Annotated in this window: 12 protein-coding genes; 6 read left to right on the top strand and 6 right to left on the bottom strand. The window is 63.0% G+C overall.

Annotation, left to right across the window (positions count from 1 at the left end; genetic code table 11):
* Nucleotides 1–53 precede the first annotated feature (53 nt).
* The 3 genes from AC0L2C_RS12365 to AC0L2C_RS12355 form a co-directional block, all read right to left on the bottom strand.
* Nucleotides 54–815 (bottom strand): N-acetylmuramoyl-L-alanine amidase, encoded by a 762-nt coding sequence (locus AC0L2C_RS12365; protein ID WP_473493948.1) that lies wholly within the window; start codon nucleotides 813–815, stop codon nucleotides 54–56.
* Nucleotides 812–1,531 (bottom strand): J domain-containing protein, encoded by a 720-nt coding sequence (locus AC0L2C_RS12360; RefSeq protein WP_023798724.1) that lies wholly within the window; start codon nucleotides 1,529–1,531, stop codon nucleotides 812–814. The genes AC0L2C_RS12365 and AC0L2C_RS12360 overlap by 4 nt, the downstream gene beginning before the upstream one ends.
* Before the next feature lie 330 nt (nucleotides 1,532–1,861).
* Nucleotides 1,862–2,062, bottom strand: a complete 201-nt coding sequence (locus tag AC0L2C_RS12355; protein WP_023798723.1) for a hypothetical protein — start codon at nucleotides 2,060–2,062, stop codon at nucleotides 1,862–1,864.
* A 200-nt stretch (nucleotides 2,063–2,262) separates the two neighbouring features.
* On the opposite strand from AC0L2C_RS12355, the gene AC0L2C_RS12350 reads away from it, so the two are divergent.
* The 3 genes from AC0L2C_RS12350 to AC0L2C_RS12340 all read left to right on the top strand — a co-directional run bounded on the left by AC0L2C_RS12350 (nucleotide 2,263) and on the right by AC0L2C_RS12340 (nucleotide 8,321).
* Nucleotides 2,263–6,180: a hydantoinase B/oxoprolinase family protein gene (locus tag AC0L2C_RS12350; protein ID WP_473523465.1), complete on the top strand. Its 3,918-nt coding sequence runs from the start codon at nucleotides 2,263–2,265 to the stop codon at nucleotides 6,178–6,180.
* A 210-nt stretch (nucleotides 6,181–6,390) separates the two neighbouring features.
* Complete coding sequence (locus AC0L2C_RS12345) at nucleotides 6,391–7,638, top strand: BtaA family protein (RefSeq protein ID WP_473523464.1); 1,248 nt, start codon at nucleotides 6,391–6,393, stop codon at nucleotides 7,636–7,638.
* A complete protein-coding gene (locus AC0L2C_RS12340) occupies nucleotides 7,635–8,321 on the top strand; it encodes a class I SAM-dependent methyltransferase (protein WP_473523463.1) in 687 nt (228 codons plus the stop codon). Before AC0L2C_RS12345 ends, AC0L2C_RS12340 begins: the two co-directional genes overlap by 4 nt.
* 552 nt (nucleotides 8,322–8,873) lie before the next feature.
* Here AC0L2C_RS12340 and AC0L2C_RS12335 read toward each other — a convergent pair.
* Nucleotides 8,874–10,253, bottom strand: coding sequence for a serine hydrolase domain-containing protein (locus AC0L2C_RS12335; RefSeq protein WP_473523462.1), 1,380 nt, complete (start codon nucleotides 10,251–10,253; stop codon nucleotides 8,874–8,876).
* A gap of 223 nt (nucleotides 10,254–10,476) precedes the next feature.
* On the opposite strand from AC0L2C_RS12335, the gene AC0L2C_RS12330 reads away from it, so the two are divergent.
* Together AC0L2C_RS12330 and AC0L2C_RS12325 are read left to right on the top strand one after the other, a co-directional pair.
* A complete protein-coding gene (locus tag AC0L2C_RS12330; protein ID WP_023798718.1) occupies nucleotides 10,477–11,268 on the top strand; it encodes a glycoside hydrolase family 25 protein in 792 nt (263 codons plus the stop codon).
* A 79-nt stretch (nucleotides 11,269–11,347) separates the two neighbouring features.
* Entirely contained in the window at nucleotides 11,348–12,526 is a 1,179-nt protein-coding gene (locus tag AC0L2C_RS12325; protein ID WP_473523461.1) for a lytic murein transglycosylase, read from the top strand.
* A gap of 262 nt (nucleotides 12,527–12,788) precedes the next feature.
* Here the strand turns inward: AC0L2C_RS12325 and AC0L2C_RS12320 are convergent, their stop codons facing one another.
* A complete protein-coding gene (locus AC0L2C_RS12320) occupies nucleotides 12,789–13,682 on the bottom strand; it encodes a LysR family transcriptional regulator (protein WP_473523460.1) in 894 nt (297 codons plus the stop codon).
* 130 nt (nucleotides 13,683–13,812) lie between these two features.
* Between AC0L2C_RS12320 and AC0L2C_RS12315 the strand changes: the two genes are divergently transcribed.
* Nucleotides 13,813–14,544: an SDR family oxidoreductase gene (locus AC0L2C_RS12315; RefSeq protein WP_473523459.1), complete on the top strand. Its 732-nt coding sequence runs from the start codon at nucleotides 13,813–13,815 to the stop codon at nucleotides 14,542–14,544.
* A gap of 102 nt (nucleotides 14,545–14,646) precedes the next feature.
* Here AC0L2C_RS12315 and AC0L2C_RS12310 read toward each other — a convergent pair whose 3' ends face one another.
* The gene (locus AC0L2C_RS12310) at nucleotides 14,647–15,867 is read right to left on the bottom strand and encodes an alanine racemase (RefSeq protein WP_077383117.1); all 1,221 of its coding nucleotides are present in this window, start codon (nucleotides 15,865–15,867) and stop codon (nucleotides 14,647–14,649) included.
* Between the last annotated feature and the right edge of the window lie 86 nt (nucleotides 15,868–15,953).

Genomic DNA, 15,953 nt, shown 5'->3' with positions numbered 1-15,953 from the left:
AGGCGGGGCAAGTCACTTTAAATGACAGACTGTAACTTACAGCCAGGAAAAGACTACTTGGACGGAACTGCCCTCACCGAGCCAAGCAGCCGTTCCAGCGTGCGAATTGTCGATCCGTCGGCCACGCCATCCACTTTGCGTTGCCGGAAATGCCTCTGGAAAGCCTCGACCACGATTTCGGTTTGCCGATCGAAAGCGCCTGATATCTCCACGCCATAACCGTAGAGCGCCAGCATCGACTGCAACGCCTCGACCTCGGCAGACGCGTCGCCGGCCTTCAGCACCGCGCCGCGCCTGACGGATGCCGCTTCGACAAGATGGCCGACACCGGCCTCGAACAGGGCCTTCCAGGGGAATCTCTCGCCCGGGTCGATCTTGCGTCCCGGCGCCACGTCGGAATGGGCGAGCACCCGTTGAGCCGGGATGGAATGGCGCTGAACAATCCCCTTGCACAGGCCGATCAGAGCATCGATCTGCCGTTTCGGAAAATTCCGGTAGCCCAGCGAATGCCCCGGATTGACGATCTCGATGCCGACCGAACAGGAGTTGATGTCGCTTCGTCCGAACCAGGAACTCTTGCCGGCATGCCAGGCACGGTCGCTTTCCCTGACCATCTGGACGATGCGGCCGTCCTCATGGACGAGGTAGTGCGACGAAACCTCGCTGGCCGGATCGCACAGCCATGCTTCGGCGCCGGCGCCGGTCTCCATGCCGGTGTAGTGCAGCACGATCATGTCGACCGTCTCGCGTCGTGGACCGAAATTCGGCGATACCCTGACCTCGGCGCTCGGCTCGTCGGGCAGGAAGCCGCTCATGCGTGCCGCAGGCCCCGTTCGATCATCTCATAGGCCGCGTTGATCGCCGCTATCCTGCTGGTTGCGATCTTGATGAATTCCTGCGGCAGGCCGCGTGCGATCAGCCGGTCGGGATGGTTGTCCGAAACCAGCTTGCGGTAACGCTTCCTGACCTCCTCGAAGGTTTTTCCCCGCTCGATGCCGAGCACGACATACGGATCGGCCGCACCCAGATCGACGTGCCGGGCCAGAATGCTCTGGTAATGCGCCTCCTCGATCCGGAAGATCTCGGCGATGCGATGCAGGAACTGACCTTCGCGCTCGTGGACCAGCCCGTCGGCCTTGGCGATATGGAACAGCCCGTCGAGAATGTCCTCCAGCATCGCGCAGTTCGAATGGCCGGAGCCGCAAAGCTGCGCCATGCGCGCGGCATAGGTCTCGAAGCCGGCGATGTCGCGCTTGGCCAGATCGTAGAGCCGCGCCACATTGCGCGTCTGCTCCTTCGGCACTTCGAATATCTGCTGGAAGGCGCGCACCTCGTCCTGGGTGACGATGCCGTCGGCCTTGGCCATCTTGGCCGACAGCGCGATCATCGCCACCGAGAAAGCGACGCGCCGGCGCAGGTCAGGGTCGCCGGAGAAAACCGTGCGCACAGCCTCGACCACGTCGGCGACGCCGGACGAGGTTGAGGACGAAACGCGGGTGATGAAGTCGCCGAGGCGATCCCAAATCGACATGGGCACCTATTAGGGCTAACTGGCCGCCGCTATCAAGCCCACCGCTATCAAGCTGGAAGACAATGCCGCAGGGCCGGCCCAGCCGATTTCGCGGCCGCCTGAGCAGGCGGCCTCCCTGAGCAGCTGGCGCAACCGTCGATCATGGAAATTAGCAAGCAGCAGCGGCCATGGCGCGCGAAACTGCAAACCTTCGTCACCTCGCCATTTCGGCCCCTTCTGCTCGGCCAAAAAGTGACAGGCGAAACCGAGCTTGCGGCGGCGGCCGCAAGAAGACTGTCCTGAAGTCAGAAGGCCGGCACGATGCCGGCCTTCTGTTCATTCACATAAGAATTACTGCGCCGGCGCAGATGGCTGTGCCGGAGCCGGCTCGGCCGGCTTGGTCGCGTCGGGAGCCGGCTGCATCGGCTGTTCGTTCGCCGGCGGATTGGTGCTCTGCGTGGTGGTGGCGTCCCCGCCCGTGCCGCTGTCGCTGCAAGCCGCAACGCCAAGCAGGGCAAGCGCCGAAACCGACGCAAGAATGAGTTTCTTCATGACATCTCTCCTCTGATCACGCCCCCGCTACCGGTGACGATCGAGGACAGAATGCACCAAACGCCCCATGGGTTTCATAACGTTGCATTTCCGTATGTAACATCATCTGCTTTTGCGTTGCCGGCGAAGTCATGGCGAATTAACACCAGACCATGGCGAATTAGCACATTTGAATCAATAAAATGCCCGGGAGAGCTGCCGTGACCGCCAAATGGGATTTCTGGATCGACCGCGGCGGCACCTTCACCGATGTCATCGGCCGGGACCCGCAAGGCGGGCTGCACCCGCGCAAGCTGCTATCCGAAAATCCCGAAGCCTATGCCGACGCCGCCATCCAGGGCATTCGCGATCTGCTCGGGCTAAAATCCGGCGCGCCGATCCCATCCGGCCTGATCGGCGACATCAAGATGGGCACCACCGTTGCCACCAACGCGCTTCTGGAGCGCAAGGGCGACCGTGTGCTGCTGCTCATCACCAGGGGATTTCGCGACGCGCTGAGGATCGCCTATCAGGCCCGGCCCGATATCTTCGCCAAGCAGATCATCCTTCCCGAACAGCTCAACGAGCGCGTCATCGAGGTCGACGAGCGCGTGCGCGCCGACGGCCGCGTCGAAAGGCTGCTCGACATCGCCGCCATGCGCCCGGCCATCGAACAAGCCAGGGCCGACGGCATCGACGCGGTGGCGATCGTGTTCATGCATGCCTGGAAATATCCCGACCACGAAAAGGCGGTTGCAAAAGTCTGCAGGAAACTGGGGTTTTCGCAGATATCGGTCAGTCATGAGGTCTCGCCGCTCATCAAGCTGGTCGGCCGCGGCGACACCACCGTGGTCGACGCTTATTTGTCGCCGATTCTGGCAAGGTATGTGCAGAGGGTGGCGGAAGAGCTGGGCGTCCTCTCCCCCCTCGAGGGGGAGATGGCTGCGCAGCAGCCAGAGGGGGTCATCTCAGAAGGCACCGCCAGAGCGTCGAACCCAGTCGAGCCGACCCCACCCGGCGGCTTCGCCGCCACCCTCCCCTCGAGGGGAAGGGAATCCCCTCGCCTGATGTTCATGATGTCGTCCGGCGGCCTTACCGCCGCCGATATGTTCCAGGGTAAGGACGCGTTGCTGTCCGGTCCGGCCGGCGGCGTCGTCGGCATGGTCGAGACAGCAAAGCTCGCCGGTTTCGACAAGGTCATCGGCTTCGACATGGGCGGCACCTCAACCGACGTCGCCCATTATGACGGCGACTACGAGCGCGCCTTCGACACCGAGGTTGCCGGCGTGCGCATCCGCGCGCCGATGATGCGCATTCACACCGTCGCCGCCGGCGGCGGCTCCATCCTGCACTACGAGGCCGGCCGTTTTCGCGCCGGGCCAGATTCGGCCGGCGCCAATCCCGGTCCGGCCGCCTACCGGCGCGGCGGACCGCTGGCCGTCACCGACGCCAATGTCATGCTGGGCAAGCTGCAGCCCGACTTCTTCCCGGCCATTTTTGGACCCGGCCAGGACGAGCCGCTCGACATGCAAACCGTGCGCGAGAAATTCGCCGCACTCGCCGCCGAAATCGGCGACGGCCGCACGCCGGAGGCGGTCGCCGAAGGGTTCGTCACCATCGCCGTCGAAAACATGGCCAACGCCATCAAGAAGATTTCCGTGCAGCGCGGCTACGACGTCACCGAGTATCTCCTGAACTGTTTTGGCGGCGCCGGCGGCCAGCACGCCTGCCTCGTTGCCGACGCACTCGGCATGGAGGCGGTGCTGATCCATCCCTTCTCCGGGCTGCTGTCGGCCTATGGCATTGGGTTGTCCTCAATTTTTTCGTCGCGCCAGCAGGCGCTGCTGAAACCGCTGACGGAAGTGTCCAGGCCGGCAATCGATGAACTCATCGCGACGCTGCGCAAAGCCGTCATCGACGAGCTTGCCGCGCAAGGCATTGCCGAGGACGCCGTCGCCTCGAAACCGGTGCTGCAGATCCGCTACGACGGCACCGACACCGCGCTGCCGGTGAATTTTGGGCACGGTTCGATCGCACGGGCCAAGGCGGATTTCGAAGCCGCCCACAAGGCGCAGTTCGGCTTCGTCTATGACGACAAGCCGATGATCGTGGAATCGGTCGGCGTCGAAGGCATCGACAGCGGCGACGCCGGCCGCGAGGAAAGTGATTCAATCCTTGAGGACATCGCCGCAAGCCCTTCGGAAAATCGGCAAATCTTCATCGACGGCACTTGGCAAGACGCCGGCATTTTCCGCCGCGAGGCGCTCAAACCGGGGCACAAGCTTGGCGGCCCTGCCCTGGTCATCGAACCGAACCAGACCATCGTCGTCGAGCCGGGCTGGCAGGCCGAAATCACCGCCAGGAACCACGTGCTCCTGCGTCGCATCGAGAAAAAGCGCCGGCTGGCGGCGCTCGGCACCGAGGCCGATCCGGTCATGCTGGAGGTGTTCAACAACCTGTTCATGTCGATCGCCGAACAGATGGGCGTGACGCTGCAAAACACCGCCTATTCGGTCAACATCAAGGAACGGCTGGATTTCTCCTGTGCCGTCTTTGACCGCAATGGCGCGCTGGTGGCCAATGCGCCGCACATGCCGGTGCATCTCGGCTCCATGGACCGTTCGGTGGAAACCATCATTCGGCTGAACTCCGGCGACATCCACCCCGGCGACGTCTTTGCACTGAATGCGCCTTATAATGGCGGCACGCATCTGCCAGACATCACCGTGGTGACGCCGGTCTTTGAGGATGGGCGCCCCATCTCCCCCCATGTGGGGGAGATGTCGGCGAAGCCGACAGAGGGGGGCGCTGTCCCGCCAACGCCTCCAATTGGCGAGCCGGCATACCGCGAAGCTGAGCGCTCGACGTTGCCCCCCTCTGCCCTGCCGGGCATCTCCCCCACAAGGGGGGAGATCGGCCAATCGCCAAAGATCCTCTTCTACGTCGCCTCGCGCGGCCATCATGCCGATATCGGCGGCACCGCACCCGGCTCGATGACGCCGCTCGCCACCACCGTCGACGAGGAAGGCGTGCTGTTCGACAATTTCCGCATCGTCGATCGCGGCCGGTTCCGCGAGAAGGAGCTGGAGACGCTGCTCGCCGACCACCCCTACCCGGCGCGCAATCCGCATCAGAACATCGCCGACCTCAAGGCGCAGATTGCCGCCAATGAAAAGGGCGTTGCCGAGTTGCGCGAGATGGTCGCGCATTTCGGCCTTGGCGTGGTCGAGGCCTATATGGGCCATGTCCAGGACAATGCCGCCGAAAGCGTGCGCCGCGTGCTGGAGCGGCTGCCCGACAGCTCCGTATACGAGTATCCGACCGACACCGGCCAAATCATCAAGGTGAAGATATCGGTCGACCGGCAAAAGCGCGAGGCAACCGTCGACTTCACCGGCACATCGCCGGTCATGAAGAACAACTTCAACGCCCCCGAGCCGGTCGCCCGTGCAGCCGTGCTCTATGCCTTCCGCGTCATGGTCGAGGACATGATCCCGATGAATGCCGGGTGCCTGAGACCGATCAACATCATCATTCCCGAGGGTTGCATGCTGAAGCCGACCTACCCGGCCGCGGTCGTCGCCGGCAATGTCGAGACCTCGCAGCATGTCACCAATGCGCTGTTCGGCGCCATGGGCGCGATGGCCAATGCGCAAGGCACGATGAACAACCTCACCTTCGGCAACAAGCAGTACCAGTATTACGAGACGATCTGCTCCGGCTCGCCGGCAGGCCGGATGAACAACGGCCGCAGCTTTGCCGGCATCTCCGGCGTCCACACCCACATGACCAATTCGCGCCTAACCGACCCGGAAGTGCTGGAGTTGCGCTTCCCCGTCCTGCTCGAGGATTTCCACATCCGCGAAGGTTCCGGCGGCAAAGGCAAATGGAGTGCCGGCGACGGCACCGAGCGCACCATCCGTTTCCTCGAAAAGATGGAATGCGCGATCCTGTCTTCACATCGCAACCGCCCGCCGCAAGGCCTGGACGGCGGCGGCGATGGCGAGGTCGGCTCGACCAAGGTCCGCCGCAAGGATGGCCGCATCGAAGTCCTGAAGGCTTGCGACCAGACGCTGCTCGAGGCCGGTGAAGCCGTCATCGTGACGACGCCGACGCCGGGCGGATTTGGCCGCCTCTAAGGAGGCATCCAGAATTCGCTCTGGCGAGTCAGGTGGGGTGGTTTTCGAGAACCGAAGCGGAGCGGACATTTGGGTCCGTGAGCATCGGAAGCGCAGAAAACCGCGTCAGATGACCGCCGGAGTAGAATTATCGATGCCTCCGACTGTCACCGGCCTGTCATCCACCTGCGCTACCCGCTTGCGCCAGAGCAAACGGGGAATCGCCTTGTCATGACGGATGTTTCCGCAGAACTGGTTTTTCGCCGCGGCAAGCAAGTTGGCAAGGCCGTCTACCAGAACCGCCCGCTGTCGAAGGCAGGCCTCTCCGAGCGGCTCTTCGCCTTGCTGTTTTCCGGCCTCGTCTATCCGCAGATCTGGGAAGACCCCGACGTCGACATGGAGGCGATGCAGCTTGGCCAGGGCCACCGCGTCGTCACCATCGCCTCGGGCGGCTGTAACATCCTTGCCTATCTCACCCGGTCACCCGAAAGGGTCGACGCCGTCGATCTCAACGCCGCCCATATCGCGCTGAACCGCATGAAGCTCGAAGCGGTGCGCCATCTGCCGTCGCAGGGCGACCTGTTCCGTTTCTTCGGCGCTGCCGAGACCCGTCACAATTCGCAAGCCTACGACCGTTTCATCGCGCCGCATCTCGACCCGGTCAGCCGCCATTACTGGGAACATCGCAACTGGCGCCGGCGTCGCCGCATCGCCGTCTTCGACCGCAATTTCTACCAGACCGGACTGCTCGGCCTGTTCATCGCCATGGGCCACCGCACCGCCAAATTCTTCGGCGTCGATCCGGCCGGCATCATGGAAGCCAAAAGCCTGGCCGACCAGCGCCGCTTCTTCGACGACGAGCTGGCGCCGGTCTTCGAAAAACCGCTGCTGAAATGGGCAACATCGCGAAAAGCCTCGCTGTTCGGCCTCGGCATTCCGCCGGCGCAGTACGATTCGCTGATCACCTCGGGCGACGGCACCATGGCCAGCGTGCTGAAGGCCCGGCTGGAAAAGCTCGCCTGCGATTTTCCGCTGGAGAACAACTATTTCGCCTGGCAGGCTTTTGCCCGCCGCTACCCCAATCCCGGCGAGGCGGCGCTGCCTGCCTACCTCGAAAAACGCAACTACCAGGCAATCCGCAACAATGTCGACCGCGTCGCCATCCACCATGCCAATCTGATCGAATTCCTTGCCGGCAAGGATGCCGGTTCGGTCGACCGCTTCGTCCTGCTCGACGCGCAAGACTGGATGAACGACGACCAGCTCAATGCGCTGTGGGCCGAGATCACCCGTACCGCGTCGACCGATGCTCGCGTCATCTTCCGCACCGCGGCCGAACCCAGCCTGTTGCCCGGCCGGGTCTCGAATTCGCTGCTCGACCAGTGGAGCTATGCGGACGAGGCGTCGCGCGAATTCTCGGCCCGCGACCGTTCGGCCATCTATGGCGGCTTCCACCTTTATGTGAAGCAAGCCGCATGAGCGCGACCGACCTGCCGGCCAGGCACGGCGAACCGCCGGCCGGGCACGGCGAACTGATGGACGGCGTCTACCGCTGGCAGCGCCACGTCTACGACCTGACCCGCAAATACTACCTGCTCGGCCGCGACCGGCTGATCGCGGGGCTGAATGTGCCCGCCGGCGGCACCGTGCTCGAGCTTGGCTGCGGCACCGGCCGCAACATCGTCCTCGCCGCCCGGCTTTATCCCGACGCCCGCTTCTTCGGTCTCGATATTTCAGCCGAGATGCTGGAAACGGCCACCGCTGCCATTGCCCGCGAAGGTCTCTCCGGCCGCGCCAAGCTGGCGCGCGGCGACGCCACTGATTTCGACGCGAAGGCGCTATTTTCCGTCGAAAGCTTTGACCGCATTTTTGTCTCGTATTCGCTGTCGATGATCCCCGGCTGGGAGAAGACGATTTGCGCGGCACTTGCAGCCCTGTCACCCGGCGGTTCGCTGCACGTCGTCGATTTCGGCCAGCAGGAAGCCCTGCCCCGCTGGTTCCGCACGCTGCTGCGCGGCTGGCTGAGAAAATTCCACGTCGAGCCGCGCGAGGCCCTGCGGGACGTCCTGGAATCGGAATCTGCAAGAGTCGGCGCAACCCTTCGGTTTAGAACGCTTTATCGCGGTTACGCCTGGCTGGCTGTGACCAGGATCGCCATCTAGTTCCGCAGCCCAGAGGATTTGCTCTTTGACTGAGCCCTGTGGAGGGTCGCTGCCGACCGGCCTGCAACCGCCAATCTCCAACGTCTGCGATTAGCCATAAGCCCCCGCGCCTTCGTCATCCTAGGTCAAGCAAGGAGCGAAGCGACACGGCGCAGAACCTGGGTCCATTCCGTGACATCAGCCGAAGAATGCAGCGGCTCAGAACGAAAACAGCAGTGATCCGTCGCGCCCCCCTCTGTCCTGCCGGACATCTCCCCCACTTGGGGGGAGATCAGATGTCGCGTCCGGCTTCGCCAATCTTCAACGTTGAAAGAAGGGTGAGGCGCGCGAGCTGCCAATCTCCCTCCTTGTGGGGGAGATGTCCGGCAGGACAGAGGGGGGCGCCTCGCTCCGCGATCGAAGGTTCTGCACCGCAGCAGCGCTCCAAGGTCACGGAATCCCAAGATCGGTCGCGTCGCTTCGCTCCTCGCCCGATGAGCGGGCGCGTGTTGATCGTGCAAGGCCTTTGGTGACAGCTGCGTAGACCCTGCGGCGAGCGATCGCCGCATTCCTCTAATGCAGCGCCTTCACCAGTGCTGCCAGCATGATCTGCGGCCGGTAGCCGAGCTTGGCCGGCGTCAGGCCGAGCCGCACCACCACAAGCTGCGCCGAGGGGATGATGGCGACCGTCTGCCCGTCATGGCCTTCCATCCAATAGCTATCCCCAGGCAAGCCCGCAGCGATACCGGCGCCGGGACTCTCCTCGTCGCCCGGACCCTCGATCCACACCTGGCCCCTGCCGTAGACTTTCGAGGCGGGTGCGGCTTCCCGCATCCAGGCGACGAAGCCCGCAGGCAGGACCTCCTGGCCGTTCCAGACACCATCCTGCAGCAGGAACTGGCCGAAGCGCGCCCAGTCGCGGGCGGTGGCGTAGAGATAGGACGAGCCGACGAAGGTGCCGTGCTCGTCGGTCTCCAGCACCGCGCTCTGCATGCCGAGCGGGTCGAACAGCGCAATCCTTGGCCACGCCAGCGCCTTGTCCTTGTCGCCGACCGCATCCTGCCAAAGCCGCGACAGCATCGCTGCCGTGCCGCTTGAATAGGAAAATACCTTGCCCACCTCGCCGGTCAGCGGCTTGGATCCGGCAAAGCCCGCCATATCAGGCTCGAGGTAGAGCATCCGCGTCACGTCGGTGACGTCGCCATAATCCTCGTTGAACTCCAGCCCGCTCGACATCGCCATCATGTTGGCGAGGCTGATGGCGGCGCGGCCGTCCGCTTTCCAGGGCCCGAACAGGCCCTGGTTCGTCATCACCATCTTGCCGTCCTTCACCAGCGTGCCGACGATCGCGGCATTGACCGTCTTGGTCATCGACCAGCCAAGCAGCGGCGTCTTTTGGGTAAAGCCTGCGCCATAACGCTCGGCGACGATGCGGCCGTTCTTGACCACCACCACCGCCCGCATACCGGCGCCGGTCATTGCAGGATCGTCGAGGATTTTCGCGATCTCGGGGTTTTGCGATGCGTCGACCTTGTCGCCCTCCGGCCAGAGCGCGTCGAGCGGCGGCGGCGGTGTCAGCGCCGGCCCGGCGACTGCTTTGGCCCGGGCGATGTCGCCGCCCGGAACCGCGGTGCAGCCAAGCCCGTCTCGAACGACGGCGACGCTCTTGCCGAACACGCCGAACAGCCCGGCCGAAACCGTGACCTGTTCCTTGTCGACGGACATCCTCATCAGCCGCAGCAGTGGATGGCCCGGCGCCTGCACGTCGACTGCGAGCACCTCATCGGCATCGCGTCCGGCGATAAAGACATTCGAGCAAACGATCTTGGCCGTATAGCCCGAGCCGACGCGGATCAGTTCCGGCGGCGCCAGATACAGCCAGGCAGCGAGTGCTGCGACCGCCAATACGGCCAGCCCGAGCAGCCACTTCACCAGCCTCAGAGCAATCTGCATTTTCCGATTCCCCCGGAAGCTCATCTATGCCATCGATTTGCCGTCATTGCTTCGGCAAAATCGCGGTTCTGGTCGAGCGCTGTCAACGGAATATCAACCATGATCAGCGATACACCAGGGATAGGAGAGCGGTCCTGTGGGGCGATCGCTTGGGGGCACGGTCGAGGGACCACCTGCAGCAACAACCCATCAGCGGCCGGCTGAAACCGGTTCAGGAGTAGCGATGCGCCGTTTCGCGGCTTTCATCTTGCTGACGCTGCTGGGCGCCTGCTCGACCGTCGACGATCTTGCGCCTCCCTCATCGGGCGCGCCGAGCGTTGCGGTGCGCGCACCCCGTTTTGACGACTCCGACCCGCATGAGTGGGACAGCGGCGCGCCGTGGAGCTATGCCGTCCATGGCACCGACGTCTCCAAATACCAGACCTCGGTCGATTGGCCGGCGGCCAGGGCAAGCGGCATTTCCTTCGTTTTCGTCAAGGCGACGGAAGGTGGCGATCGCTTCGACGCGTATTTCAACGAGCATTGGAGCCGCACGAAAGCCGCCGGAATTCCGCGCGCCGCCTATCATTTCTACTATTTCTGCACACCGGCCGCGACGCAGGCGCGCTGGTTCATCCAGAACGTGCCCAGAGACCGCTCGGCAATGCCGCCGGTTCTCGACATGGAATGGAACCCGCAATCGCCGACCTGCAAGCTGCGCCCCAATGCGGCCACGGTGCGCAGCGAGATGAGCACTTTCCTCGAAATCGTCGAAAAGCACTATGGCAAGAAGCCGATCATCTACACCTCGATCGATTTCTTCGACGACAACGGCCTGTCGGCCTTCCGCGGCTATCCCTACTGGCTGCGTTCGGTGGCCGGCCATCCGCGCAAAAGATACGGCAGCCACCCGTTCACCTTCTGGCAGTACACCGGAACCGGTATTGTGCCGGGCATCTCAGGGAAGGCCGATATCAACGTGTTCAACGGCTCGGAAGCCACCTGGAACAAATGGCTGCGGCAGAACACCCGTTGACAGCGGGCCTGCAGCCTGCTTTTCGACACAGCGAATGAAGGACGCCTGCAACCGCCGGTAATCTTCTCGGAGGATGGCGATGCGATTGCGCTTGGAAATTCTCGCGGCGCTGTTTCTGGCCGCCACGGCGGCGCCGGCGGTGGCACAGCAATGCGGCGGCGATTTCGAGGCATGGAAGCACGGCGTTGCGGCCGAGGCGAAGAACGCCGGCATCGGCACTGCCGGACTTGAGGCGCTGGAAACCGCCGCTCTCGATGGAAAGGTGCTGGCGCGAGATCGCGCCCAAGGCGTCTTTACCCAGACCTTCATCGAGTTTTCGAACCGCATGATATCGGCCTATCGGCTGAAGCAGGGCGCGGTCGTCTTAAAGGAATATGCCGACGTGTTTGCCCGCGCCGATCGCGAATTCGGCGTTCAGGCCCCGGTCATTGCCGCCTTCTGGGCGCTGGAAACCGATTTCGGCGCCGTGCAGGGCGATTTCCAAACGCTGAACGCGTTGGTCACGCTCTCTCACGACTGTCGTCGCCCGCAGCTCTTCCGGCCCCAGATCGTGCCATTGTTGACGCTGATCGATCGCGGCGTGGTCCCGGCCGACGTCACCGGCGCCTGGGCGGGCGAAATCGGCCAGACGCAGATGCTGCCTTCCGACTATCTCGGCCGAGGCGTCGACGGCGACGGCGACGAAGTGATCGACCTGCGCGGCAGCGCGCCTGATGTGATCATGACCACGGCCAACAAGATCACGTCGCGCGGCTGGAAACGCGACCAGCCCTGGATCGAGGAAGTCCGCGTGCCGGACGACTTGCCATGGGACCAGACCGGCCGCACCAACAAGCTGCCGCTGGCGCGATGGGCTCAGTGGGGTGTCACCAACCCGAACAGCACGCCGCTTGTCGACAACGGCCTGAAGGCAGGCCTCGCACTGCCTATGGGCCGCAAGGGGCCAGCCTTCCTGGTCTACGACAATTTCGACGTCTACCTCGAATGGAACCAGTCCTTCACCTATGCGCTGACCGCGGCAAATCTCGCCGCGCGGCTGGCGGGTGCGCCGCAATTCGACCCGCGCAATCCCGAACCCGGCCTCAACGGCGACCAGATGAGGGCATTGCAGACAAAGCTCGAGGCCAGAGGCTATGACGTGGGAACGGTCGACGGCATCCTGGGCACCAACACCCGCGAAGCGATCCGCAAGGAGCAGATGCGGCTAGGCCTGCCGGTCGACGGCTGGCCGACACCGGAGCTTTTGGCGAAGCTGTAGCAGGTTAGCGAGTAGTGAGTAGTGAGTAGTGAGTATAGTAGTGAGTAGTAGTGAGTAGTGAGTAGTGATTAGTGAATGGTGAATGGTGAATGGTGAATGGTGAATGGTGAATGGTGAATGGAACTAGGTGCTGACTACTGACTACTGACTACTGACTTATTCACTATTCACTATTCACTATTCACTATTCACTATTAACTATTCACTATTCACTATTCACTATCCACTATTCACTATTCACTATTCACTATTCACTAATCCATCATCGCCTGGCAAGCAGGAAGTCGATGAAGACTCGCAAGGCCGGCGGAACCTGCCGGGAGCTTGTATGATATAGGTAAAAGCCCGGAAATCTCGGCGACCAGGCTTCGAGAAAACGGATGAGCTTGCCGGTTTCGATCCACGGCCGAACCTGGTAATCCAGCATGTAAGCCACGCCGATCCCATCCAGGGCCGCCCTGATCATCAGTTCCGTGTCGTTGACCGTCAGACCGCCGTTCACGGGTATTTCCAAAGCGTGTTGGCCTCGCGCGAACTCCCATCGATAGACGTTGCCGCCACCGGGCCACTGGAAATTGATGCATTGGTGATGGTGCAGGTCGGCGGGATGACGGGGCATGGGGTGATCCTCGAGATAGCTGGGCGCCGCCACTGCGGCCATCTCCAGCTCCCCGCTGAGTTTCACCGCCACCATGTCCTTATGCAGCCGCTCACCAAGCCTGATTCCGGCATCGAATCGTCCCTCGACAATATCGGTCAGCATGTCGTCGACGATGATGGTGAGGGCAATATCGGGATAGGCGCGGCGGAAATCGCCGAGGATGGGCACGATGAAACGCATGGCGGCGATGCGTGGAACATTGATACGCAGCGAGCCTGCCGGTCGACCGCGTGATGCATGCGCGTCGGCGACAGCCCCTTCGAGTTCGCTGAATGCCGGAGCGAGGCGGGCAAACAGCGTTTCGCCTGCAGCGGTCGGCGACACGCTGCGGGTCGTGCGGTTGAGCAGCCGGACACCGACACGCTCCTCCAGCCCGCGTATCGTCTGGCTAAGCGCCGGCGGCGAAATTCTGAGCCTGGCCGCGGCGCGGACAAAGCTGCCTTCCTCGACGATCGTCGCGAACGCCCTCAGCTCGGAAAACTCGGTCCCTCGCATTATGTACCTCAGACTTAACAAGCCTGTTCGATCATAGGCTATTATCTGATCAATAGCATGCCCCTAACGTCCACATGGAACGCCGCCGCTCGATTTGGAACGGCCGTAGCCAGACGAGAAAGGGACAGCTATGTATCATTCGCTTGAAGGCAAAATCGCGCTCGTGACCGGCAGTTCGCGCGGCATCGGCCGCGCCATCGCCGAGGGGCTCGCGGCAAACGGCGCGGCCGTGGTCGTCAATTATGTCGGCAACGAGAAAGCCGCCCAGGAAGCCGTTGCCGCCATCCGCGAGAATGGCGGCAAGGCCGTCGCCATTCGGGCCGATATCTCCATTGTTTCCGACATTCGCCGGCTGTTCGATGAAACCGAGAAGCAGATGGGCGCGATTGATATCGTCGTCGCCAATGTCGGCGTCGCCGTCATAAAACCGTTCGTCGAGGCCACCGAAGCCGACTTCGACCACGTCTTCGGCGCCAATGCCAAAGGCACCTTCTTCACGCTTCAGGAAGCGGCGCGCCGCGTGCGCGACGGTGGCCGCATCATCGCGGTTTCCACCGGTGGAACCAAGATGTTCTTCACCCAGACCGCCCTTTATCTCGGCAGCAAAGGAGCCGTCGAGCAGTTCGTTCGCGTCCTCTCGCGCGAACTCGGACCGCGCTCCGTCACCGTGAATGCGCTTTCGCCAGGCTTTACCGACACTGACCTGCTGCCCGAGCGGGATCGCGCGATCGCCGCCGGGATGTCGCCCTTCGGCAGGATCGGAGCGCCGCGCGACGTCGCCGGTGTCGCGGTTTTCCTCGCTTCCGACGAGGCCCGTTGGCTGACCGGCGAAAACATCCAGGCCGGCGGCGGCGTTGCTTAGTGGGTAGTGAATAGTGAATAGTGAATGGTAGTGGCAGTGGAATTAGGCAGTCACCGCTGATTACTGACTACTGACTATTCACTATTCACTATTCACCATTCACTAATCCGCCATCGTCTCGAGGCTGGCGAACCCTTGCGGCGCATCGCCTTCGTCGAACGGCGTCGTCACCTCGACGAAGGTGTCGGGATAAAAGCCGTTGAACCGTGTCCTCAGCGACAGCGAATAGGCGCCGATATGGCCGATCTCGATCCAGTCGCCGGTATCGACCGTTTCCGGCAGCCAGAACGGCCGCGACAGGATGTCGACGGAATCGCAGGTCGCGCCGCACACTTTGAACGGCACGATGGTCTTCTCCTCGCCGTTGCGCGAGCGGATCGCCGGGTCTGGAATGAAGCGCGCCGGCAGCGTGATCTTGCCGGTCCATGAATCCGACAGCGACGCCCAGATGCCGTCATTGATGTAGAGCCGCTTGCCCTTGCGCAGCAGCACGCGCACGATCAGCGACAGGCAGCGCGCCACGATCACCCGGCCCGGCTCCGCCACCAGCGGCATCTGGTCGAACTGGTATTCCTTGAGGTCGCCCGACAGCCGCGACATGATCTGGCCGAGCGACGGCATCTCGATCTGCTTGCGGTTGGGATCATGGCCGTATTCGGCGGGAAAACCGCCACCCACGTCGAGGCCGGCGATGTCGAAGCTGACGCGGTTGCGCACCCAGTCGGCCGAGGCCAGCGCGCGCTCATAGGTGTCGGGATCCTCGATCTGACTGCCGACATGAAAGCACAGGCCGACCTTGTAGCCGGTCCGGTTCAGCCGTTCGGCCAGATCGACCGCATTGGCCGGTCCGGCGCCAAACTTCTTCGACAGTTCGTAGGCGGCCGATCCTTTCGTCTGGATGCGCACGAACACGGTGATCGCACCCGGATCGATATCGAGCGCCCGCACCACGCGGGTCAGCTTGGTGATCTCGTCCTCGTGGTCGAGCGAGATGACCCGGATGCCATACTTCTCCAGCGCCAGCTTGATGTCCGACTGTGCCTTGACCGGATGCATGTAGAGCATCTCGGCGTCCGGCGAGACTGCGCGCACGGCGGCGAACTCACCGGGCGAGGCCACGTCGAAAGCGCCGACGCCGGCCTCGACCAGCGCCTTCAGCACGATCTGCTCGCCGTTGGTCTTGACCGCATAGGCGGTCTTGCCGGGAAACATGCCCATGAACTGCCTGGCGTCCGCCTTCAGCACCTGCGGGCGGAAGCAATAGATCGGATCGTCCGGGCGAAGCGCCAGCGCCGCTTCGCGCGCATTTTCGAATTGCTGCATGGACGAATCCCTTGGCTTAGACTGCGCACAATTAATCCAACCTATGCGGGAATGAAAACAATTCTGTGTCTCGCACCCCTGACGCT

This window comes from Mesorhizobium sp. WSM4845 (genome assembly GCF_055811455.1).
The sequence above is the reverse complement of the archived record's forward strand: the minus strand, read 5'-3'. Positions and strand labels throughout refer to the sequence as shown.